Annotated in this window: 17 protein-coding genes; 5 read left to right on the top strand and 12 right to left on the bottom strand. The window is 63.8% G+C overall.

Annotated elements, in window-relative coordinates; all coding sequences use genetic code 11:
* Window positions 1-44 precede the first annotated feature (44 nt).
* Window positions 45-320, top strand: coding sequence for a hypothetical protein (locus EWH10_RS00860; RefSeq protein ID WP_044662651.1), 276 nt, complete (start codon window positions 45-47; stop codon window positions 318-320).
* A 46-nt stretch (window positions 321-366) separates the two neighbouring features.
* Here the strand turns inward: EWH10_RS00860 and EWH10_RS00855 are convergent, their stop codons facing one another.
* The 4 genes from EWH10_RS00855 to EWH10_RS00840 form a co-directional block, all read right to left on the bottom strand.
* The gene (locus EWH10_RS00855) at window positions 367-1,878 is read right to left on the bottom strand and encodes an MFS transporter (RefSeq protein WP_044662650.1); all 1,512 of its coding nucleotides are present in this window, start codon (window positions 1,876-1,878) and stop codon (window positions 367-369) included.
* Between the two features lie 70 nt (window positions 1,879-1,948).
* The gene (locus EWH10_RS00850; protein WP_044662649.1) at window positions 1,949-4,015 is read right to left on the bottom strand and encodes a glycoside hydrolase family 97 protein; all 2,067 of its coding nucleotides are present in this window, start codon (window positions 4,013-4,015) and stop codon (window positions 1,949-1,951) included.
* A 121-nt stretch (window positions 4,016-4,136) separates the two neighbouring features.
* Window positions 4,137-5,726 (bottom strand): alpha-glucosidase family protein, encoded by a 1,590-nt coding sequence (locus EWH10_RS00845; protein ID WP_044662648.1) that lies wholly within the window; start codon window positions 5,724-5,726, stop codon window positions 4,137-4,139.
* The gene (locus EWH10_RS00840; RefSeq protein WP_065846652.1) at window positions 5,723-7,582 is read right to left on the bottom strand and encodes an alpha-amylase family glycosyl hydrolase; all 1,860 of its coding nucleotides are present in this window, start codon (window positions 7,580-7,582) and stop codon (window positions 5,723-5,725) included. Before EWH10_RS00840 ends, EWH10_RS00845 begins: the two co-directional genes overlap by 4 nt.
* Before the next feature lie 144 nt (window positions 7,583-7,726).
* On the opposite strand from EWH10_RS00840, the gene EWH10_RS00835 reads away from it, so the two are divergent.
* Window positions 7,727-8,749, top strand: coding sequence for a LacI family DNA-binding transcriptional regulator (locus EWH10_RS00835; protein WP_044662646.1), 1,023 nt, complete (start codon window positions 7,727-7,729; stop codon window positions 8,747-8,749).
* Window positions 8,750-8,964: 215 nt separating this feature from the next.
* Here EWH10_RS00835 and EWH10_RS00830 read toward each other — a convergent pair whose 3' ends face one another.
* Window positions 8,965-11,742 carry a TonB-dependent receptor gene (locus EWH10_RS00830; protein ID WP_371873073.1) on the bottom strand — a complete coding sequence of 926 codons (2,778 nt, stop codon included), beginning with the start codon at window positions 11,740-11,742 and terminating at the stop codon, window positions 8,965-8,967.
* Window positions 11,743-12,055: 313 nt separating this feature from the next.
* Here EWH10_RS00830 and EWH10_RS00825 point away from each other — a divergent pair, with 313 nt between their 5' ends.
* Complete coding sequence (locus EWH10_RS00825; protein ID WP_044662644.1) at window positions 12,056-13,639, top strand: Na+/H+ antiporter; 1,584 nt, start codon at window positions 12,056-12,058, stop codon at window positions 13,637-13,639.
* Window positions 13,636-14,328 carry a TetR/AcrR family transcriptional regulator gene (locus tag EWH10_RS00820; RefSeq protein WP_044662643.1) on the top strand — a complete coding sequence of 231 codons (693 nt, stop codon included), beginning with the start codon at window positions 13,636-13,638 and terminating at the stop codon, window positions 14,326-14,328. The genes EWH10_RS00825 and EWH10_RS00820 overlap by 4 nt, the downstream gene beginning before the upstream one ends.
* Window positions 14,329-14,443: 115 nt before the next feature.
* On the opposite strand, the gene EWH10_RS00815 is transcribed toward EWH10_RS00820, so the two are convergent.
* Window positions 14,444-16,768: an arylsulfatase gene (locus EWH10_RS00815; protein WP_065846654.1), complete on the bottom strand. Its 2,325-nt coding sequence runs from the start codon at window positions 16,766-16,768 to the stop codon at window positions 14,444-14,446.
* A gap of 153 nt (window positions 16,769-16,921) precedes the next feature.
* On the opposite strand from EWH10_RS00815, the gene EWH10_RS00810 reads away from it, so the two are divergent.
* Window positions 16,922-17,161 carry a hypothetical protein gene (locus EWH10_RS00810; protein WP_025547794.1) on the top strand — a complete coding sequence of 80 codons (240 nt, stop codon included), beginning with the start codon at window positions 16,922-16,924 and terminating at the stop codon, window positions 17,159-17,161.
* A gap of 101 nt (window positions 17,162-17,262) precedes the next feature.
* On the opposite strand, the gene EWH10_RS00805 is transcribed toward EWH10_RS00810, so the two are convergent.
* Genes EWH10_RS00805 through EWH10_RS00780 form a run of 6 tightly spaced genes read right to left on the bottom strand, consistent with a single transcriptional unit; the run spans window position 17,263 to window position 22,158 of the window.
* A complete protein-coding gene (locus EWH10_RS00805; protein ID WP_025547796.1) occupies window positions 17,263-17,937 on the bottom strand; it encodes a c-type cytochrome in 675 nt (224 codons plus the stop codon).
* A gap of 3 nt (window positions 17,938-17,940) precedes the next feature.
* Window positions 17,941-18,279, bottom strand: coding sequence for a cytochrome C oxidase subunit IV family protein (locus tag EWH10_RS00800; RefSeq protein WP_025547798.1), 339 nt, complete (start codon window positions 18,277-18,279; stop codon window positions 17,941-17,943).
* 8 nt (window positions 18,280-18,287) lie between these two features.
* Entirely contained in the window at window positions 18,288-18,974 is a 687-nt protein-coding gene (locus EWH10_RS00795; RefSeq protein ID WP_044662641.1) for a heme-copper oxidase subunit III family protein, read from the bottom strand.
* 12 nt (window positions 18,975-18,986) lie between these two features.
* Window positions 18,987-19,562 carry a cytochrome c oxidase subunit 3 gene (locus EWH10_RS00790; protein WP_044662640.1) on the bottom strand — a complete coding sequence of 192 codons (576 nt, stop codon included), beginning with the start codon at window positions 19,560-19,562 and terminating at the stop codon, window positions 18,987-18,989.
* The gene (locus EWH10_RS00785) at window positions 19,559-21,289 is read right to left on the bottom strand and encodes a cytochrome c oxidase subunit I (RefSeq protein ID WP_044662639.1); all 1,731 of its coding nucleotides are present in this window, start codon (window positions 21,287-21,289) and stop codon (window positions 19,559-19,561) included. Before EWH10_RS00785 ends, EWH10_RS00790 begins: the two co-directional genes overlap by 4 nt.
* A complete protein-coding gene (locus tag EWH10_RS00780; RefSeq protein ID WP_044662638.1) occupies window positions 21,289-22,158 on the bottom strand; it encodes a cytochrome c oxidase subunit II in 870 nt (289 codons plus the stop codon). The genes EWH10_RS00785 and EWH10_RS00780 overlap by 1 nt, the downstream gene beginning before the upstream one ends.
* Window positions 22,159-22,291 lie beyond the last annotated feature (133 nt).

Genomic DNA, 22,291 nt, shown 5'->3' with positions numbered 1-22,291 from the left:
ATATGTGAAATCGTCGCCATCATTCCCAATATACAGGATTGGAAATGACAAAGATGGATGTTCCCGGCCCCATATTCGGGGGCGGGATTGTCAGAAAGAAATGGACCGATCTCAGGCAGGCATCTGATTGTGAAACATCGTCTGCGTTTACGCCATGGTTAATGGTGAAAAAACCGAAGCAGGACAGGATCCCCGGTGACGATGATTTCGGATATTTCAAGTCGCAGGAAGAATGCAGGCGAATAATAGGCAGATATAAGAAGGTGGCGGACGCCATGATTGCCGACGAAGAGGAATCGGGTGTCGACTGCCTTTGCTGAGCCTGTCGACTTTTCCATGAAGCGCTTTTGCGATTCGCCGGTTTCCTCAGCTTCGCGCCTGGCGGCAGCGCAGGGCGGCCATTGAGGCGAGCAGCATGACGCCCGCTGCAAAGGCCATGGTCCAGATCGGCTCCGTCGGGAAAAAATGCCGCATGATCGTGCCCATGACGGTGGCCACCAGCAATTGCGGGATGACCACGAAGGCGTTGAACAGCCCCATATAGATGCCGAGCTTCGCCTGCGGCACGCTGGAGGCGAGCATCGCATAGGGCATGGCGAGCGTGGATGCCCAGGCGATGCCGATGGCGACTTCCGACAGCAGCAGCATGCGGGCGTCGCGCAGGAACAGGAAGGAAAGGAAGCCCAACGCGCCCAGCATCAGCGCCAGGGCATGGGTCTGCGCCTGGCCGATCCGGCGGGCGAGCGGTTGCAGCAGGAAGGGTGCGGCCAGGGCGGCGACGCCATTATAGGTGGCGAAGAGGATGCCGACCCAGTTGCCGCCCGCATTATAGGCGGCGCTGGCGGGATCGGCGGACCCGAAGACATATTGGGCGACGACCGGGGTGGTGTAGATCCACATGATGAACAACGCGGACCAGGTGAAGAACTGGACGAGCGCAAGGCGCTTCATCATCGCGGGCATGGCCGCGAAATTGCCGACCACATGGGTGAGCAGATTGTCGGTGCGACCGCCCCAGTGCAGCCGGCGCGCCAGCATCCGCGCCGCGCCATAGCCGGCCAGCAGCGCGCCGAGCAGGTACAGTTCCTTCTCCAGCGACCGGATGCGGACGATCGCGACGACGGCCAGCCCGGCGACGATCCAGAGCGTGCCGCCGGGCGGGATGGCCGGGACAGCGTCCCTTTCAGCGACCGGCTTGCCCTCCGAAGGTTCGAAGCGCGTCATCTGCTCGGGCGAATATTCGCGGGTGGTGAGCACGGTCCACAACACCGCCAGGAACAGGGCCGCGCCGCCGATATAGAAGCTGATCCGCACCGTGTCGGGAATGCCGGACCCGCTGGCGACATTGGCGACCCCCAGCCGGTCCAGCAGCCACGGGGTGGACGACCCGATCACCGCGCCCGCGCCGATGAAGGCGGTCTGGAGCGCGTAGCCCGCCATATGCTGCTCCTTCGCCAGCATATCCCCGACAAAGGCCCGGAAGGGCTCCATGGAAACATTGAGCGAGGCGTCGAGCACCCACAGCATCATCGCCGCGGCGAGCAGGCCTGGCGCATTGGGCATGCCGACCAACGCCAGCGCCGCGAACAGCGCGCCCGCGAAGAAATAAGGCCGCCGCCGCCCGAAACGGCACCATGTCCGGTCGCTATAATGGCCGATGATCGGCTGGACCAGCAGGCCGGTGAGCGGCGCCGCGATCCACAGCAGCGCCAGATCGTCCAGGCTTTCGCCCAGCGACTGGAAGATGCGGCTCATATTGGCGTTCTGCAGCGCAAAGCCGATCTGGATGCCGAAAAAGCCGAAGCTGATGTTCCACAGGCCCCAAAAGCCCTGGCGAGGGCGGGACTGCGGTTCCAGATTATCTTGCGCCTGATCCATGCGTCCCCAACCTTTGCTTTATACTTATTCCTATCGCCGTTCAGGCTCAGGGCGAACGGTGCGGGGTATCTTATCGTATTGAGCGCTTGCCCTTGCCCCCGCCCGCCACGAAGCGGATCGCTTCCCCCCCACCCGGCGCGAGGTCAATGCTCAACACATCCCCCCTCTTCACCGCCTTCTTCTCGATCACGATCGCATGACGCGCCTCGGTGCGATAGTCCGCCCCCGGCCCATCCCGATAAATCTCCGCCACATAGGACCGCCCGGCCTCCAGAAAGTCGAGCTTCACCTGAGTGGAGCGCGCCTCTTCATCCCCGACCGCGCCCAGATACCAGTCATTGCTGCCCTTGGCCTTGCGCGCGATGGTCACATAGTCGCCCACCTCGCCATTCAGGACGCGGGTATCGGACCAGTCGGTCGGCACATCCTTGATGAACTGGAACGGCCCCGGATATTTCGCGTAATTTTCGGGCGTATCCGCGGCCATCACGAAGGGCGAGTACAGCACGACATAAAGCGCCAACTGCTTGGCGATGGTCGACTGGATCGCGCTCCCCTCCGACCCGGAAAGGCTGAGAACGCCCGGCGTGAAGTCCATCGGCCCACCCAGCAACTGGGTAAAGACGAGATTGGCCTCATGCTCAGGCGGATTCTTGCCGCCGACCCAGGCATTATATTCCATGCCGCGCCCGCCTTCGCGCGCCACCCAATTGGGATAAGTGCGGCGCAGGCCCGTATCCTTCACCGGCTCGTGACTATCGATGCTGACCTTATATTTCGCCGCTGCCTGCACCACGCGGAGATAGTGGTTCACCATCCACTGCCCCTCATGCCATTCGCGATGCTGCGAGCCGTCGGGATCGACCCGCTCGATCTGCCCGGCATCGGTGACATAGCCGGTCTTCACCACCCGCTCGCCATGGTCGGCGGCCCATTTGAACGCACTGTCGAGCTGCCCGTCATAATGGCTGGCCGAACCGCCCGTCTCATGATGGCCGATCAGCGTCACGCCCTTGGACCTGGCATAGGCGGCCAGCCCATCGGCGTCGAAATCCTCGGTGGACTGGGAGAAGTTCATGCCGTTGCCATTGCCGAACCAATTGCCGTCCCAGCCGACATTCCATCCCTCGACCAGCACGGCGGGGATGCCGTTGGCGGCGGCGAAGTCGATAGTGCGGCGGACATTGGCGGTGGTCGCGCCATGCTTCGGCCCGCGCGCCCACGTCCACTCGCCCTTGATCATGTTCCACCACACGCCGACGAACTTGCCCGGTTTGATCCAGCCCGACACGTCGCCCAGCTTGTTGGGTTCGTTCAGGTTCAGGATCATATGGTTCATGTACAGCCCCGCCGCATCGTCCGCGATGGCGATGGTGCGCCATGGCGTCGAGAAACCGGCGTCCCGCGAAACCTTGGGCGCCCCGGAACCCGGCGTCAGCGCGGCGCGGAATATATTGCCCTGCGCCCGCGCCAGGTTCATCCCCGCATAGTCCACCAAAGCCGCCTCATGCAGCGCGACATGGGTGCCGCTGGCGAGCTTCACCGTCATCACCGTCTGCGCGGTCCCGACCGCATCGAGCGGCGTCCTGTTATAGAGATATTCCTCCCGGTTCCATTCGAAGGCGGGCTTCCACCAGGCGGTGCCGCCCTCCGCAAAGGCGAACTGGGTCAGTTCCTCCGCGATATTGGCGTGGTGCAGATGGGCCTGATCGGGCAGCGTGTAGCGGAAGGCCACGCCGTCGTCGAACAGGCGGAAGGTCACGTCCATCTCGCGCTGAAGGTCGCTTTTCTCGCGAAAGGCGAGGCGGATCTCATTGTGATGGTCGCGGATGCTGGACCATTCGCCCCAGGGCTGGGTCCATGTCGTGTCGCTCTTGCCGGTCCTGCTGTCGGCCAGCGTCAGATTGCGCTCGATCTTCGGTGCGTCGGTGAACATGAAACCAAGGCGGCTGTCCGCGATCAGCGCCTTGCCGTCGCGCTGCACGGCGTAGCTGGGGCGGCCTTCATTATCGAGGCTGACGGTCAGCGTGATGCGGCCATCGGGGGAGGCGGCCTTGGCTACCACATCGGCGCGGGCAGCCACCGGGGCCAGCGAAAGCGCGAAAAGCGGCAGGGTGAGCGCGGTCGGTTTCTTCATGATAATTCCTTTTGAGTCTGCCCTGACGAGATCAAAGCGCGACGTGCTGCCGCGGAGGCAGGAGCCCAGTTCAGGTGGTGGGACTGGTTGCCTGCCTACGCAGGAACATTGTACGATGCCTTTAAACGCGCGCGACAAGACCGGAAGCTGCGGGGAAATGCCATCCTTCGACTCCGCCGGTCGACAGCAACGGCTGCCAATGACCCGCCGGCGTCCATGTCACAGGCTCGTCCCCAAGGTTGAAGACACAGAGCATCCTCTCGCCCTCATGCTCCCGCTCGAACGCCAGCAATTCCTCCGGCGCCTCCAGGAAATCGATCGCCCCCACGCGCAGCGCGGGCGACCCGTTGCGCAACGCCAGCACCCGCCGCGTCCAGTGCAGCAGCGAATCCGCATCCGCCTCCTGCACATCCACGGCGAGCGCGCGATGCGTTTCCCCGACCGGCAGCCAGGGCTTGGCCTCCGAAAATCCCAGATAGGGCGCATCCGCCCGCCACGGCATCGGCGTTCGCGCGCCGTCGCGGGAAAGCGTCAGCGGCCAGTTGGCGATGGCCTCGGGGTCCCGCAGATCCTCGAACGCGATGTCGACCTGCGGCAGCCCCAGTTCCTCGCCATAATAAAGGAAGATATTGCCGCGCAGGCAGGCGAGCAGCAGGATCTTCATCCGGCAATAGGCGTCCGGGTCCACCCCCTTGGCCCAGCGCGACACCGCACGGGGCGCGTCATGATTTTCGAACGCCCAGCTCGGCCAGCCCGTATGGGTTTCGCAGGGCCATTTGACGAGCGCCGTCTTGAGGAATTCGGCGGTCAGTTTCGGCGCATAGAGAAAGTCGAATCCATAGGCGGTATTCAGCCTGCCGTCGCCCTGCGTGAAGGCCTTCATCTCTATGTCGCTGTCCGCTCCGCCGACTTCGGCCACGGTGAAGCGATCCCGATATTCATCGAATACTTGCCGGACTTTTTCCAGGAACAGCGGAATGTCCGGATGGCTCTGGCTGTACTTCTTGATCTGGAAGTCGAACGGCCGCGTCCGCACCTTGCCATCCTCCGGCGCGGGCGGATTGTCGCGCAACTCCGGATCGTGCATCGAATGGTTGATGGCATCGATGCGGAACCCGTCCACCCCCCGGTCCAGCCAGAAACGGATGATGTCGAAGACGCTCTCCTGCACCTGCGGATGATGCAAATGCAGTTGCGGCTGCTGCGCCAGAAACTGGTGCATATAATATTGGCCGCGCCGCGCATCCCAGGTCCAGGCCGGCCCGCCGAACACCGACTGCCAGTTGTTGGGCGGGGAACCGTCCGGCTTGGGATCGGCCCAGACATACCAGTCCGCCTTGGGATTGTCGCGGCTGGAGCGGCTTTCGACGAACCAGTGATGCTCCTCCGACGTATGCGCCCAGACCTGATCGACGATGATGCGCAGCCCCAGTTCATGCGCCCGCGCCGCCAGCGCGTCGAAATCCTCCAGCGTGCCGAAGATCGGATCGACGTCGCAATAATCCGACACGTCATAGCCGAAATCGCGCATCGGGCTCTTGAAGAAGGGCGACAGCCAGATCGCATCCACCCCCAGCGACGCCACATAGGGCAGATGGGCGGTGATGCCTTTGAGGTCGCCGATGCCATCCCCATTGGAGTCGGCAAAGCTGCGCGGATAAATCTGGTAGATGGCGGCGCCGCGCCACCAGGGGAGGGTCGTGTCGGTCATTGGGGTACGGCACTCCGGACAGCGCAGACGCTGTAGCTGAGAGGGGGGAGGGAGACGGCGATGCTGCCGGGGGCGGAAGCGCTTGCGGCGCATTCGGCTCCGGCCAATGTGGTGAACTGGTCGGACCGCGCATCCACCTCGACCTGCGCCCTGATCGGCGCGGTGGACGTGTTGAAGGCGATCAATGTTTCCGCGCCGCTGTCGGGATCGAAGCGGGATAGGGCGAACAGGCCCGGCTGGTCGCCCCGCGCCCGGATGACCTCCCGGCCGCGCCGCAACGCCGGATGGGTAGTGCGCAGACGGGCCAGCGCGGCGATCTCCCGATAAAGCGGATGGCCGGTGTCGAAGCGCGGCGTCGCCGTGGTGGCGTTGGTCCCCAGCAGGCGATTGTCGTTATAGCTCGCCACCCGGCTGCCGAACATATCCTCCCGCGCATCCTGATCGCCGCCGTCCCCGACAAAGCCCTGTTCATCGCCATAATAGAGTGTCGGCACGCCGCGCATCGTCAGCAGCATGGCGTTGGCCAGCATCACCCGGCGCAACACTTCCTCATCGCTCGCCTGCGGGAAAGCCTTGCGCACGAAGGTGGCGAAGCGCCCCGCATCATGATTGCTGACGAAGGTCGGCAAGGTCCGCGCCGTCGCCTCGCCATCGCGATAGAGCGCATCTCCCGCCAGCATCCGCTCCCAGACCGCCGTCGCGCCGCTGCCCGCGACCGTCTCCAGCGCCGCCTGCCGGAAGGCGAAGTCCAGCACGGCTGGAAAGCCGCCTTCCTTCGTATGCCAGGCGAGCGGCCCGGCATCGACCGTCTCGACATAGACTTCCCCGAAAATATGGAAATTGGGGATGCCTTTCGCTTTGGCGCGGGCCTGCATGGCAGGAACGAACATCTGCCAGAAATGCGGATCGACATGCTTCGCCGTATCCACCCGGAAGCCATCCACGCCGAAACGGTCGATCCAGCCGCCGAAAATATCGATCATCCCCGCGATCACGCGCGGATTCTCGGTCATCAGGTCGTCCAGCCCCGCAAAGTCCCCCATGGTCGCGCTCTCGCCCGAATAGGTCGTTTCCCCGCGATTATGATAATAAAGCGGATCGTTGAGCCAAGCCGGAACTTTCGCCCGTTCCTCGCCCTTGGGCACATAAGGCGTGTAGGCGAAGGACGGATCGGTCAGTCTGGCGAAATTCGCCTCGCCATGGTCCTGATCGCCCGCGAAACCGGCGTTGATCGCCTTGCCGCCTATGCCGCCCCGCCGCTGATAGGGATAGTCGGCCCGCGAACGATAGGGGCATGTCGTGTCCGCATTTGTACTTGGGCATTCCCGGTAACGGATCACATCCGCCGTATGATTGGCGATGATGTCCATATAGACCTTCATCCCCCGGCGATGCGCGGCCTCCACCAAAGCGGCGAAATCGGCGTCGGTGCCGAAATGTGGATCGACATGGGTGAAGTCAGTGATCCAGTAACCGTGATAGCCCGCGCTTTCCTGCCCCTTCGGCCCCTGCACCGGCTTGTTGCGGAAGATCGGCCCGACCCAGATGGCGGTCGCGCCCAGCCCCTGAATATAGTCCAGCCGCCTGATCAGCCCTTTCAGGTCGCCGCCATGATAGAAACCCTTGGAGGCGGGGTCATGGCCGGTGACGAGCCGATCGCCCTTCAGCCCGCCCTTGTCATTGGCCGGGTCGCCATTGTCGAACCGGTCGGGCAGCAGGAAATAGATGACCTCATCCTCCGGCAGCCGCGCCCGGAAATCGCATGGCTCGGCTGCCAGCGACAGGGCAGGGCGGGCCAGGGCAGGGAGGGCCAGGGCAGCCAGCGCGGCAAACAGCATCGCCTTCCTTCCACGCATGGCGTTCCTCCCTTGGCCTTCTGGCTTGATCGCAGCGGCTTTCATAGGGGTCTTAATCGGTTCGCACCCGCCGGGCCAAGCAGCCGACATACGTATTCAAAAGCTTATCTTTCCAATATCCGGGGCAGGGCGTAGGATCGCGCGATGGCCGTGAACGAAAAACCGACGTCCTTCGACATCGCGACGCTTGCGGGGGTTTCCCAGCCGACCGTGTCCCGGGCCCTGCGCGGCGACCGCACCGTCAGCGAAGCCACCCGCAAGCGGATCGAGGCCATCGCCCGCCAGCTCAACTATACGGTGGACAAGAACGCTTCCTCCCTCCGCCGGGGCAAGAGCAACACGCTGGCGCTGCTCTTCTTCGAAGATCTGCTGCCCGATGAAAGCTATATCAATCCCTTCTTCCTCTCGATGCTGGGGCCGATCCTGCAAACCTGCGCCAAGCGGGGCTACGACCTGCTGACCTCCTTCCAGCAGCTTTCGACCGACTGGCATGTCGATTATGAGGACAGCCGCAAGGCCGACGGCATCATCCTGCTGGGCTATGGCGATTATGAAAGCTATCGCGCCCGGCTGGAGCAACTGGTGGCGCAGGGCACCCATTTCGTGCGCTGGGGATCGGTCGACCCCAATGCGCTGGGCATGACCATCGGCTGCGACAACCGGCGGGGCGGACGCGAAGCGGGACAGCATCTGATCGAGCGGGGGCGCCGGACCATCGCCTTCCTGGGCGATGCGTCGAGCCGCTATCCCGAATTCCGCGACCGCTATGCCGGACTGACCGAGGCGATGCGGGAGGCCGGATTGCTGGTCGACATCGGCCTGCATGTCGACGCCCTCTCGACCGAACAGTCGGGGCATGAGGCGGCCAGCCGCCTGATCGCGCGCGGCCTGCCCTTCGACGCGATTTTCGCCGGGTCGGATCTGATCGCCATCGGTGCGATGCGGGCGCTGGACGAAGCGGGCATGCGCGTGCCGCAGGATGTGGCGCTGATCGGCTTCGACGACATCCCCGCCGCCAGCCTGACGCGCCCGCCGCTGACCACCGTCGCCCAGGACTATCTGCGCGCGGGCGAGGTGCTGGTGGACGCGCTGATCGGCCAGATCGACCGCAAGCCGGTGGAGCCCACGCTGCTCGCGCCAAGACTGGTCACAAGAATGACCGCCTGACTTCTCCCCTCCCGCAAGCGGGAGGGGCCGGGGGTGGGCAAGCCGCGCAGCGGCGTTCCTCCCTAACCGATAGTGAAGAAGCTCGCTCCGCTCGCACCCACCCCTAACCCCTCCCGTCTACGGGAGGGGAACATAAAAAGGGAGGACCGCCACCCCTGAAAGGGGCGGCGGTCCGGGGGAGAACTGCCTGCGTGCAGTCAGGCAGTCGGGGGACGTTAAAACTTGTAAGTCAGACCCAGATAATAATCCCGGCCATAGCGCTGATAGTCGATCACCTGCCGCGGATCGTCATTCTGATAGGTGACGAAGGGCTGATCGGTCAGGTTCTTGCCCTGCAACAGGATCGAAAGCCCCTGAAGCGGCCCGGACTGGAACTCATAGCCGATCTGCGCATCGAGAATGCCCTCGGCCTTCGCCGTGCGGAAGGTCGGCGCCGCCGAAAGCCCCGCCACCTCGCCCAGGAATGAGGAGCGGTAACGATAGCTCACCCGCGCCTGGAAACCCGCCTTCTCGAAATAGGCGGTGCCGCTGGCGACCCATTTCGACAGGCCGGGCAGGGTGACGCTTTCGGTCGGATTGCTGCCATATTCGACCTCGCTATGCGTATAGGACCCGCTGGCGAAGATGCCGAAGCCGTCGAGCGCCGGGCTGAACAGCTTGAACGGCAGCGACGCGGTCGCCTCTACGCCCATGATCGTGCCCTTGCCGGTATTGGCGGGCGACTTCACCAGCCCGATATAGCTTCCGTCGGCCAGAATGGCGTCGCGCTGATCGGCCGGCAATGTCGGCAGAACGGCGGAAAAGTCGTAAGCGATATTGTTGTTGGGATCGACGAAGTCGGTCAGGTTCTTGAAGAAGCCGGAGACCGATACATAACCGCCGCCCCGGAAATATTTCTCCAGCGACAGGTCGATATTGGTCGACTGATAAGGACGCAGGAAGATGTTGCCGCCCTCTGACTTGAACGGACTGAACTGCGGATCGGAAGATCCGATTCCGACATAGCTCAAATTATATTTGAACTCCTGGTTGATCCGCTCCTGGTCCAGACGCGGACGCACCATGGTCTGCGCCGCGCCCAGCTTCACGAAGAAGCTCGGCTCCAGTTCCACCGAAATCTGCGCGCTTGGCAGGACGTTGGTGTAGCTGTCCTTGCCCGACACCGGCAGTATCGTCACCACGCCGTTGGCGAAGTTGGAAATCGTGCCGGTCGATGCCTGCCGCGAATGGATCACCTGCACGCCGATCGCGCCCTTCAGCGGCTTTCCGCCCAGTTCCCCGTCCATGCTGAGCTTCGCATAGCCGGTGAACACGTCTTCCTTCACCACATTGTCGCGAACCAGCGAGCCGGGGCGGTTATCATACACCGCATCCAGCACATTGTCGTACAGATAGAGCGGGTTCAGCGTCAGCATCGCCGGCACGCCCAGATAATCGAGCGAGACGTTCGATCCCAGCAGCGCTTCGTTCGGCACCGCCACCGATCCCGGCGTCCCGCCGGCGATGGTGCAGTCCGTGCCGCCCGGCGGACAGAGGAAATAGGATGTATAGGCGCTGGTCTTCTTGCGCCGGCTATAATTGCCGCCGATTTCCCATTGGGAGAAGAGACTGCCTGAAATGTCCCCGACCAGGTTCGCGCGGAACGACTTCATGTCGTCGATGAATTTCGGCCGGTTGAGGAAACCCGCCTGCACCACCGCGGTCGTGCCGTTATAGCCCCAGCCATTGGGATCGGTCAGGCTGATGATGCCGGTATCGGTATAGTCGAGCGTCGGGGCGATGTGGAACAATCCGTTCGACTGGCGTTCCACCCGCACGGTGTCCGGCACGCCGGAACGCAGATAGCCGGTGCCCGAATAGGTCTCCAGCAGGAAGTCGGTGCGCTTGGCCCGCGACCAGCTCGCATCGACATTGAGTTTCAGCGCATCGTTCAGGCGGATGTCATTGTTCCACCCCAGCGAGATCATGTCGGCCTTGCGCTTGTTATAGTCGTTGCGCTGCACGCCATAGACATTGCTGAAGGTCGCAGCGGTGACGAAGCCGTTTTCGACCGTCACGTCGCTGACGCCGACATCGGTGCCCCAGACCAGCGGGAATTCGATGCCGCGCAGCCGCTGTTCTTCCTCGAAATGCGACGCCAGCACATCGAAGGTCGAATGGAAATCGTCGCTGGGCTGCCATTCCAGCGTGCCCACCGCGCCATAGCGCTTCAGCAGGTTCGATTGCACATAGGGCTTCGCGCCGCCGATGATGAGCGTGCCGTCGGGAGCGGAAGGATAGCCCCAGGAATTGAACCGTTCGTTCTGGGAGGGCGTTTGCGAGGCGGAAAAGCCCAGCGACAGGCCCAGCGTGTCGTCCGCGAACTGGTCGATATAGGTGGCCGAAGCGCGATAGCCGTAGCGCTTGCCGTCGGGATTGAGCTTGTCCATCCCGTTCATCTGCCCGCGCAGCGACACCGCCATCACGCGGTCCTTCTTGTCCAGCGGGCGCAGCATGCGCAGGTCGACCGTGCCGGAAATCCCCGCCGCGATCAGCGCCGCGTCGGCGCTCTTGTACACATTGACGTTCTGGAAGAATTCGGACGGATATTGGTCATATTCGACGCCGCGATTGTCGCCCACCGTCACCTGCTCGCGCCCGTTGAGCAGCGTGGTGGAGAAATCGGGACCAAGTCCACGGATCGACAGACGCTGGTCGCGCCCCTCCAGCCGCTGCGCCGTCACGCCGGGCAGGCGGGCGAGCGAATCCGCGATGGACACGTCGGGCAGCTTGCCGACATCCTCGGCGGAGATGGAATCCACGATCAGCACAGAATCCCGCTTCAGCTTCGCGGCGGAGGCGAGCGATGCGCGGATGCCGGTGACGACGATGGCCTCTCCCTGCGGCTCGGCGGGGGCGGTGGTCTCAGCCGCGGTCTGAGCGGAGGCTGCCGCCGCGACCGACAGCGAAGCGCCGGCCAGAAGGGCCGCGCGCAGGATGGAATGATGGGACATGTGCATTTGTGGACCCTCCCCAAGACGCATTGCTTGTGTTTCTTGCCGTCACCGATAGCCGCGCCGCCCATGGTCTGCACAGAATCCCACATACGTATTCAGTATGATCCGCTATCTATTTGAAAAACCATGACTATCGTGAAATTACATCCGTCCGGCGGCCAGTGGCGCGCCGCTTTCCTCTACGGTTTCGGGGAATTTCGCTGCATGGAAGACGCCTCTTGAAACTGCTGGCGCTGCTGGCATTTTCATCGTCGGCCGATGGATTTCCATGTCATATGGCCATGATGCGGATGGACGGGGGGGAGGGCCAATGCACCCGATGCAGTTGTTCGAACTGGTGATCGTCATGCTGCTGGCGATCATCGTCCTGCATTATGCCGCGAACAGGCTGGGCCTGCCGCCCGCCGTCGCGCTGCTGGCGGGGGGCGCGCTGTTCGCTTTCCTGCCCGGCCTGCCGGTGATCTCGCTCGATCCGCAACTGGTGCTGGTGATCTTCCTGCCGCCGCTGCTGATGGACGGCGCCTGGTTCATCGCCCTGCGTCACTTGCGGCGGCATATGTTCGGCATATTAGCGCTGGCCCTGGGCGCGGTGGTCTTCACCACAGCCGTGGTCGCGGCGGTCGCGCACTGGCTGGTGCCCGGCCTCCCCTGGGCGGCATGCGCAGCCCTGGGCGCCATCGTCTCGCCGCCCGACGCCGTATCGGCCCGCGCGGTGTTGCAGCATGTCCACCTGCCCCGTCGCCTCTCCATCCTGTTGGAGGGGGAAAGCCTGTTCAACGACGCCACGGGGCTGGTGCTCTTTCGCTTCGCCATAGCGGCCGGCGTCACCGGCGCGTTCAGCATGGTCGACGCCTTGCAGAGCTTTGCCCTGCTGGCCGTGGGCGGGGCGCTGGTCGGGGCGGTCATCGGCGCGCTCTGGGTGCTGACGGTCAAGCGGCTCGACGACAAATATCTGATGATCGCCTCCTCCCTGCTGGCGCCATGGGCGTCCTATCTGCTGGCGGAATCCATCCATGCCTCCGGCGTGATCGCGACCGTCACCACCGGCCTTATCTGCGGCTGGTACCAGCATGTCGTCTTCCCCGCGATGGTGCGGATGAACGGCACGGCCTTCTGGGCGGTGATGATCTTCCTGATGGAGGCGTTCGTCTTCCTGCTGATCGGTTCGTCGCTGCGCGGCGTGATCGATCGCGTCGGCGGTTTCGGCGTCGTGCTGGACGAAATGGCGCTGCCGATATTGGCGATACTGGCCGCGCTCACCGCCGCACGCTTCATTTGGGTTTTCGGTTCCGACGCGGTGATCGCGGGGCTCAGGGCGACGGGTCTTTGCGGCTATCGCCCGCTGGGATTCCGGGCGGCGGCCATATTGGGCTGGGCCGGGATGCGCGGCGTGGTGACGTTGGCGGTCGCGCTCAGCGTGCCGGCCGATTTCCCCGGACGCGACTTCATCCTGACGGCCGCCTTCGCGGTCATCATCGGCACCGTATTGCTGCAAGGGACGACCCTGGGCGCCGTGATCCGGCTGGTGAAGCTGGAGGAACCGGAAAGCGACCGTCCGCGCATGACGATGAGCGAGGCGGAAGCCGCCATGGCGCAGGCGCAGGTCCGCGTCGTGGAGGTGCACGCCTATGATGCGCAAGGCAGGCTGCTCCACCCCCGGCTGCTGGAGCGCTATCAGCGCCATGCCGAACTTTCCGCCAATTATGCCGGGCAGGAGGCGCAGTTTTCGGAGACGCTCCACGCCCATTTCGACCTGGTGCTGAAGGCCATAGCCGCCGGGCGGGCGGAACTGCTGCGCCTCCACCGCACAGGAGAGATCGATGAACATACGTTGCAGGAACTGGAACGCGACCTCGATCTGGAGGAACTGAGCGCCCTGTCCGCCAAGGCATGACCGACCGACGTCACCCCAGGCGCCATGCCATCCCCGCCGCGCTGCGGCTGATCGAGGCGGCCGAGGCGCTGTTCGCGGAGCGGGGCATCGACGCCGTTTCGATGCGGGAGATCGCGGCCGCCGCCCGTTGCGGCGACACCAATGCGGTGACCTATTATTTCGGATCGAAGGAAGGGCTGCTCTCCGCCATCTTCGCGAGCCGTGCCGAGAAGATGGAGGGCGTGCGGGGCGGGATGCTGGACAGGCTGGAACGGCAGGGCAGGCTGGACGATCCGATGGCGCTGCTCGGCATATTGTTCCTGCCGCAGCTCCATCTGGCCGATGGCCGGGGACGCCATCCCTATGCGGCGTTCATGCTGCATTTCGCGACGCGCTACTGGTCGCTGAACGCCGGCCTGCTTGCACAGGTGCGGGACAAGGCGCCGAACCTGATGCGCCTGATGGGGCATTTGACGGCGCTGGTCGGGCATGTGCACCCGGACATCGCCCGCAATCGCATCCTGCTCTGCAACATGATGCTGCAATGCGTGCTGGTCCGCTGGGACCATGGCGAGCCGCAGGATAGCGCGGTGCCGTTGCAGGCGCATGTGCGCGACGTGATGCGAGCCGCCTGCGCCAGCCTGCTGGCGGGGCCGGAGGACAAGGGCGTGCCCGCCTCCGTAGAGGAATGGTTCGACGGCCTCGGCTGATACGGCCCTTCGGTTCCGGACGCGCCGATGAAGCCGAATCCCACCGTTGAAACCGCGCTCCCGCTAGCCGCTCGTCTCGTTCGGGTCCCTTTGCGGAGGCGCGGCGCCCGGCAGCTTATCTGATCGTCACCTCGACCCGGTCCAGCGGCCCGTTGAACCGGCTCGCCGCGCTGTCATAGGCCGCCGGGTCGACGGGGCTCACCAGGTCCATGCCGATGTCGAAGTCTTCCGTATGCGAAACCACCTGCGCGAAGGTCCGTTCGACCCGCCCTTGCGCCACCGCCTTGCCATCGACGGTCAGCATGACGGTGGCGCCGCTGGTCGGGGCTGCCCTGTCCATCGCGAAGTCCAGCCCGACGACATGCGCGCCGGCCGCCAATGGCGCAGGCGCCACGATCCGCGTCATATGCGCGGGCGTCAGATTATAGGTGAAGGCAATCCTCCCCCGGTCGAAGAACAGGCTGTAGCCGCCGAAGCGTCCGCCCTGCGCGACGATGACGCCCTTGCCGCCCTCCGCCGCTATGCCGAGCTTCGCCGTGATCGCGAAGGATCGCCCGATCAGGGCCGGCGCGGCGCTTTCCGGAATATGGCTGACGGGCGCGCTGTAGACGAAGTTCGTCCGCCCCTCATTGGGGTCTGGCCTGCCCTTCTGCCCGCCCTCGCTGCCGTGGATGGGCAGAATGTTGGACAGCGCGGCCTCCGCCCAGAACGACTCCTTCAGCGCCTCCAGCTTCCGCGGATTGGCGGCGGCGACGTCATGGGCCTCGCTGAAGTCGCTGCGGGTGTCGTAAAGCTGCCAGGTCCGTTGATCCAGCGGCACCGGCGGGGGCGGCGTCCGCTCCCAGGGGGTCGCCATGGGCGCGGTCGCGGCCACCCAGCCATCCTTGTAGATGCTGAGATTCTGCGCCATGGCCGACACCTGCACGGTGCGGCGGGAGGGCGCGTCCCTGGCCCTGAAGCTGTAGGCCATGCTGATCCCGGTGATCGGCTGTTGCGGTACGCCGTCCAGTATCTCCGGCGCTTTCACCCCCGCCGCCTCCAATATGGTGGGCATGATGTCGCTGACATGGTGGAACTGGCTGCGCAGGCCGCCGGCATCCTCGATATGCCCCGGCCAGGCGATCACCATGCCGTTGCGCGTGCCGCCGAAATGCGATCCATAGCGCTTGGCCCAGGGGAAGGGCGCGTTCATCGCCCAGCCCCAGCCGCCCGGCATCAGATTATAGGCGTCCTTCGTCCCGATCTCATCGATATGGGCGAGGGCGTAGGACGGGTCTTCCCGGACCCCGCTCAGCGCCGACTGCTCGAACAGCTTGCCGTCGAAGCTGCCTTCCGCGCTCGCGCCATTGTCGCCCTGGATGTAGATGATCAGCGTATTGTCCAGTTCGCCATTGTCGCGCAGCTTCTGGATGACCCGCCCGATCTGCTCGTCGGCATAGGCGAGCGAAGCGGCATAGGCCTCCATATAGCGGGCATAGAGCCGCTTCCTGTCTGGCGTCAGACTGTCCCAGCGCGGCAGCGTGCCCGGATGCGGCGCATCGTCGGTGCCGGGCGGAATGACGCCCAGCTTCTTCTGCCGCGCCACGGTTTCGGCGCGCAGCACGTCCCAGCCCGCGTCGAACCTGCCCCGGAATTTCTTCAGCCAGTCGGCGGGCGGCTGATTGGGCGCGTGGGCCGTGCCGGTGGCATAATAGAGCAGGAAGGGCTTGTCGGGGGCGGCCGCATGCTGGCTGTCGATCCAGCCTATCGCATGGTCGGCCAGATCGCGCTCCAGATGATAGCGGGGATCGGCGGGCGGTGTGACCGGATTGATATTCTCGACCAGATTGGGTTCCGCCATGCTGCTGTCGGCGCCCAGAAAGCCGTAGAAATATTCGAAGCCCAGACCGGTCGGCCAGCGGTCGAACGGCCCGGCCCGGCTCATTTCCCATTCCGGGGTCACATGCCCCTTGCCGATCATGGCGGTGTTATAGCCATTTTCCTTCAATATCTGCGCCATCGTCCCGGCGCTTTTGGGGATGACGCTGTTATAGCCGTCATAGCCCGTCGCCCAATTGGCGACATAGCCCATGCCCACCGCCTGCGGATTGCGCCCCGTCAGCAGCGAGGCGCGCGTGGGGGAGCAGATGGCGGTGGTGTTGAACTGATTGTAACGCAGCCCTGCCTTCGCCAGCGCGTCGAAGGTCGGCGTAGGCACCGGTCCGCCGAAGGTGCTGCTGGACCCGAAACCGACATCGTCGGTCATGATCAGCAGGATATTGGGCGCGCCCCTGGCGGCGCGCACCGGTTGAGGCCAGGCGGGCGGAGAGGATTCGGCGGGCGTGCGGCCATAGACCTTTTGCGCGGGCGCGTCCTGCGCCGTGGCCGGCGGCATGGCGAGCGCCAGCAGGGGGAGGGCTGGCAGGCATTGCCGGCCGAGCTTGGCGCGAAGGGAGGACATGGGCTCTCCTGCTGCAATATTATTATCCTATGGTGCAGATTTCATATTAACGCAGTTGATTGAAGTCAAGCCGGAACCGCATCCTCCCTCCTCTTGTCCCGCCGCCCTCGTCGTCCCATATTGTGATGAGGTTCATGCAGAACGAGGCGCGCCATGGAAAACCGGCTGCTCCAGATCGAGAAAGCGTGGGAACAGGCGCTGGGCGATATTTTCCAGCCTTATGTCGATCTGAAACGCGAACCGACCGCCAGCGCCATGGAGGCCTTTCGCACCGTGCTCGGATCGACCGATCATGACATCCGCCGCCACATCGCGCGAACGGCGGCGCGGCAGGGATCGACATTCCTCAGCCGCTATCTGGTCGAGGAAGACTGGCGGCGGCCCAGCCCCTGAAGCCACGGGCATCTCCACGCCCCGTTCGCCCTGAACCTGTCGAACGGCTTCACTTCTCTTCAAGAAAAGAGCGGGGTGGTATGCGACCCGCCGCCACCGCCCTATCGCGCCGCAACCACCTTCGGCTGCGGCAAAGGCGGCGCCCCCGTCCCCAAGGTCGCCAGATATTTGATCACCGCCGCCCGATCCTCCGGCTTGCGCAGCCCGGCAAAGCTCATCTTCGTTCCCGGCACCTCGCGCCCCGGAGAGGCGAGGAAAGCGAACAGCGACTCATAGCTCCAACTGCCCTTATGTCCCTGCATGGCGGGCGAATAGGCAAAGCCCGCATGGCTCGCCACCGGCCGCCCGACCACGCCCCACAGATTAGGCCCGATGCGGTTGGGTCCGCCCTGGGTGAAGTCGTGACAACTCATGCAAAGCTGCACCTTCTGCTTCCCCACCCCCGCATCCGCGCTGGCGAGCAGGGTGCCCAGATCGACCGGAGGAGCAGCCGCCGCCCCGCCGCCGCCCGTCCCGGGCATCGGCGCTTTCCCCCGCATGTCCCGATGATAGGCGATCACCCGGCTGCCTTCCCCCGCCTCGCTGAAACTGGCGGGCCAGTCGCGCTGGATCGACGCCATGTCGACGCGCGGCGGCATCTCGTCCATCGGCTTATAGGCCAGCTCCCCCGGCCGCACCCGCGTATAGAGCTTGTCGCTGAACCATCCCAGCCCCAGCGCCGTCACCGCCGCTCCCGCAACGCACAGTCCCACCGCCATCCCATGCATCCGGCCCATGGCTCACCCCCCTCCGCCCATGAAGATGGCGCGGGTCCAGAAGGCGTAATTCGCCTCGATCGTCATGATCCGCACCAGCACCAGCAGCACCAGCGGCGGCACCAATATCGCATAGATCAGCGACAGCCGCTCCCACGCCAGATGCATGAAGATGGACAGGATCAGCCCCGCCTTCAGCAACATGAAGGTCACGATCAGCACCCAGCGCACGATCCCCTGCACATGCATATAGTCGACCAGATAGGACATGGCGCTGAGCAGGAACAGCAGGCCCCAGACCTTCAGATACAGGCTGATCGGATGTTGCTGGCCCTTATGGGTCGCTGAAGGATCATGCTGCATGGAGCCCCTCACCAGAGATAGAAGAAGGCGAAGATGAACACCCAGACGAGATCGACGAAGTGCCAGTACAGCCCGGCGATCTCGACCGCCGAATAATCGCCCGCCTTGTCATAATGTCCCCGCGCCACCTTGGACGCGATGATCAGCAGCAATATGACCCCGCAGGTCACATGTAGCCCGTGAAAGCCGGTGATCATGAAGAAGGTCGCGCCAAATTGCGGCGCGCCCATCGGATTATACCAGGGCCGCACGCCCTCTTCGAAGATCAGCTTGCTCCATTCGAACGCCTGCATGCCAAGGAAGACAAGCCCGAACAGGGCGGTGATCAGCATCAGCGCCGTCGTTTTCCGCCGGTCGCGCTGATAGCCGAAGTTCACGGCCATCGCCATGGTGCCGCTGGAACTGATCAGCGCAAAGGTCATGATCGCGATCAGGACGAGCGGTAGTTCCTGCCCGCCGATATTCAGGGCGAACACTTCCGCCGTATTGGGCCAGGGCAGTACAGCCGACGCCCGCATCGTCATGTAACCGGTCAGGAAGCAGGAAAAGATGAAGGTGTCGCTCAGCAGGAAGATCCACATCATCGCCTTGCCCCAATGGGTATGGCGGAAGACTTCCTGATCGGCTGACCAGTCGGACGCGATCTCCCTCAACGTGGGAGCGATGACTTCTCTATCTGGGACAGCCTGAGCCATGGCGGAACATCCTCAAGTCGACAGCAGCAAAGCGGCGAGAACCAGCCAGACGATCAACAGAAAATGCCAGTAGAGCGCGCAAAGGGCGACATTGCGCATATTGGCCGCCGCCAGCGCCCGTCCGGCGGCAAACAGCCCGCCGATGATGTGCAGACCATGCAGCGCCGTCAGCAGATAGAAAAAGGCATTGGCCGGATTGCTCGACAGCGTATAGCCCGCCCCCTGATAATGCCGCCAGAGCAACAACTGCCCGCCAAGGAACAGCACCCCCAGCGCCGATCCGACGATTGCCGCCCGAACCGCCCGTTCCCTCCGCGCCACTTCCCAGGCGACGCTGCTCGCCGCCAGCACCAGCGTATTGATCCACAGCAGCGGCGGATCGGGCATGGGCTTCCAGTCATGGACATGTTCCGTGCCTGCATGCAGCCCCATGCGCATCAGATAGGCCGCCAGCAGCAGCGAGAACATCACCATGGCCACGCCGAAATAGGCGACCATCCCCACCGCCCCCGCCGACGGCCGATCCCGCTCCACCGGCTGCGGGCCCGGCTCCCAGCTCTTTTCGGTGAGGCGCGCGAGGATGGTCATGCCCGCTGTTCCACTTGGGGTTCCGTCTGGGGAATGAAGTCCCGCGCCGCCCCCGGCACGCTATAATCATAGGCCCAGCGATAGACGACCGGCAGATGCGGCCCCCAATTGCCATGCGCCGGCGGCGTGTCGGGCGTCAGCCATTCCAGGCTGGCCGCGCCCCAGGGATTGGGATCGGCGCGAGGCCCCCGGAACAGGCTCCAGATCATGTTGAAGAAGAACAGCCCCTGCGCGCAGAAGACGACCAGCGCCGCAATGCTGATCCACGCATTGGCGAGATGCACCGATTGCGGGATGAAGGCCGTCTCGCCCAGAGCGTAATAACGGCGCGGAACCCCCAAAATCCCCAGATAATGCATCGGCAGGAAGATCGCATAGACGCCCAGGAAAGTGATCCAGAAATGGAGCTTCCCCAAAGTTTCGTTCCACATCCTGCCGAATATCTTGGGATACCAGTGATAGATGGCGCCGAATATCACCAGAACCGGAGACACGCCCATCACCATATGGAAATGCGCGACGACAAAGAAAGTGTCGGACAACGGCACATCGACACTGACATTGCCCAGAAACAGCCCCGACAGCCCGCCGTGGATGAAGGTGAAGATGAAGGCGATGGCGAACAGCATCGGCACCCGCAAATGGATGTCGCCGCGCCACAGGGTCAGCAGCCAGTTATAGACCTTGATCGCCGTCGGAATGGCGATGATCAAAGTCGACGTGGCGAAGAAGAACCCGAAATAGGGATTCATGCCGCTCACATACATATGATGCGCCCATACCAGGAAGCTCAGCGCCCCGATGATCACGATCGCCCACACCATCATGCGATAACCGAAGATATTCCGCCGCGCATGGACGCTGATCAGGTCCGACACGATGCCGAAGGCGGGCAGGGCGACGATATAGACTTCGGGATGGCCGAAGAACCAGAAGAGATGCTGGAAGAGGAGGGGGCTGCCGCCCTGCGTCGGGGTGATCGCACCCATCGACTGCATGGTGGGCATGAAGAAGCTGGTGCCCGCCAGATGATCGAACAGCATCATGATCGCCGCGACGAACAAGGCCGGAAAGGCCAGCAGGCCCATCACCGAAGCGGTGAAGATGCCCCACACCGACAGCGGCATCCGCATCAGCGTCATGCCCCTGGTCCGCGCCTGCAACACCGTGGTCACATAATTCAACCCGCCCATGGTGAAGGCCGCGACGAAGATGGCGAGGCTGACCAGCATGGTCACGATGCCCCATTGATGCCCCGGCGTCCCCTCGCTGATCGCCTGCGGCGGATAGAGCGTCCATCCCGCCCCGGTCGGCCCGCCCGGCACGAAGAATCCCGCCACCAGCACGATCACCGACAGCAGATAGAACCAGAAGCTCAGCATGTTGACGAAGGGGAACACCATGTCCCGCGCCCCGATCATCAGCGGGATCAGATAATTGCCGAAGCCGCCCAGCAGCAGCGCCGTCAGCAGATAGACCACCATGATCATGCCGTGCATCGACACGAATTGCAGATAATTATCAGGCTGGATCGCCGGAAAAGCCCCCGGAAACCCAAGCTGCAACCGCATCAGCGCCGACAGCACCAGCGCCACCAGCCCGATCCCGATGGCGGTGCAGCTATATTGGATGGCGATGACCTTGTGATCCTGGCTCCAGACATATTTGGTGACCCAGCTATGCGGATGATGCAGCGGGCGCAGGTCGTCGGCCAGGGTGGTAGCCATCAGCGAATGCTCCAGGAGGCAGGGACGATACAGGCATTGGCCTTGATCAGCAGGATCGACATGGCGGCCGGCGGCGCCTCCGCCAGAATCTGTCCGAAGCTGCTCTGCTGCGCCTGCCATTGCGCGAAGGCCTGGGGCGTCTCCACCACCACCTTGCCGCGCATCGCATGGTGGCCGGTGCCGCACAGTTCGGCGCAGAGGATGTCGAACGTGCCCGTCTTGGTCGGGGTCAGCCAGAAATAGGTGACGATGCCGGGTACGAGGTCCATCTTGGCCCGGAATTCCGGCACATAGAAGTCGTGCAGCACGTCCTTGGAGCGCAGCACGATCTTCACCGGCTTGCCGACCGGCAGATGAAGGTCGCCGCTTTCCACCAATATGTCATCCCGGCCGAACGGGTCGAGCGGATCGAGGCCCAGCCCATTGTCGGGGGTGATATATTTGACCCCCGCCGCACCCAGCACGCCATCCGGACCGGGATAGCGGAAGGACCATTGCCATTGCTGGCCGACCGCCTCGATGACGGTGGCTTCTTTCGGCACCGAGACATATTTGCCCCAGGCCGCGAGCCCCGGCGCCAGCATGCCGGCGATGCCGATGGCGGTCCAGAATGTCAGCCGCCTTTCCAGCGAAGGGTTTTCCGGCTCATAATGGGCGCGATGGCCGGGGCGATGGCGATATTTGACCAGCGCCCAGGCAAGGAACAGGTTCAGCCCGACAAAGGCCGCCCCGCATATCCAGAGCGTCACGTCGAGCGCGGAATCGATCGATCCCCAATTGGATGCGATGGGCGTGCGCCACCATGGACTGAACAGGTGAAAGGCGACCGAACCGACCACGAGCATGGCGATGGCTACCGCAACCGGCACAAGCCCTCTCCCACATTGGCAGGCGCTCGCAGCCTTTCAGTCCGGCATTTCGAGTCGCCTCGGTAACACCCGCCGCGACAACTTACAGAAAAAGCGCTGACGGGGGAAGCGTTTGGGAAATTGTGGGGTGCGA

Origin of the sequence: Sphingobium fuliginis (genome assembly GCF_004152845.1) — a bacterium.
Classification (GTDB): Bacteria; Pseudomonadota; Alphaproteobacteria; order Sphingomonadales; family Sphingomonadaceae; genus Sphingobium; species Sphingobium fuliginis.
Note: the sequence above shows the minus strand (reverse complement) of the source record. Positions and strands in the feature narration are given on the sequence as shown.

Bases quoted from the DNA above. Each gene is read 5' to 3' on its own strand.
- EWH10_RS00855 (WP_044662650.1), bottom strand. From the start codon at position 1,878: ATGGATCAGGCGCAAGATAATCTGGAACCGCAGTCCCGCCCTCGCCAG.
- EWH10_RS00785 (WP_044662639.1), bottom strand. From the start codon at position 21,289: ATGGCTACCACCCTGGCCGACGACCTGCGCCCGCTGCATCATCCGCAT.
- EWH10_RS00850 (WP_044662649.1), bottom strand. From the start codon at position 4,015: ATGAAGAAACCGACCGCGCTCACCCTGCCGCTTTTCGCGCTTTCGCTG.
- EWH10_RS00835 (WP_044662646.1), top strand. From the start codon at position 7,727: ATGGCCGTGAACGAAAAACCGACGTCCTTCGACATCGCGACGCTTGCG.
- EWH10_RS00830 (WP_371873073.1), bottom strand. From the start codon at position 11,742: ATGTCCCATCATTCCATCCTGCGCGCGGCCCTTCTGGCCGGCGCTTCG.
- EWH10_RS00795 (WP_044662641.1), bottom strand. From the start codon at position 18,974: ATGGCTCAGGCTGTCCCAGATAGAGAAGTCATCGCTCCCACGTTGAGG.
- EWH10_RS00840 (WP_065846652.1), bottom strand. From the start codon at position 7,582: ATGCGTGGAAGGAAGGCGATGCTGTTTGCCGCGCTGGCTGCCCTGGCC.
- EWH10_RS00860 (WP_044662651.1), top strand. From the start codon at position 45: ATGACAAAGATGGATGTTCCCGGCCCCATATTCGGGGGCGGGATTGTC.
- EWH10_RS00845 (WP_044662648.1), bottom strand. From the start codon at position 5,726: ATGACCGACACGACCCTCCCCTGGTGGCGCGGCGCCGCCATCTACCAG.
- EWH10_RS00790 (WP_044662640.1), bottom strand. From the start codon at position 19,562: ATGACCATCCTCGCGCGCCTCACCGAAAAGAGCTGGGAGCCGGGCCCG.
- EWH10_RS00820 (WP_044662643.1), top strand. From the start codon at position 13,636: ATGACCGACCGACGTCACCCCAGGCGCCATGCCATCCCCGCCGCGCTG.
- EWH10_RS00810 (WP_025547794.1), top strand. From the start codon at position 16,922: ATGGAAAACCGGCTGCTCCAGATCGAGAAAGCGTGGGAACAGGCGCTG.
- EWH10_RS00825 (WP_044662644.1), top strand. From the start codon at position 12,056: ATGCACCCGATGCAGTTGTTCGAACTGGTGATCGTCATGCTGCTGGCG.
- EWH10_RS00815 (WP_065846654.1), bottom strand. From the start codon at position 16,768: ATGTCCTCCCTTCGCGCCAAGCTCGGCCGGCAATGCCTGCCAGCCCTC.
- EWH10_RS00805 (WP_025547796.1), bottom strand. From the start codon at position 17,937: ATGGGCCGGATGCATGGGATGGCGGTGGGACTGTGCGTTGCGGGAGCG.
- EWH10_RS00800 (WP_025547798.1), bottom strand. From the start codon at position 18,279: ATGCAGCATGATCCTTCAGCGACCCATAAGGGCCAGCAACATCCGATC.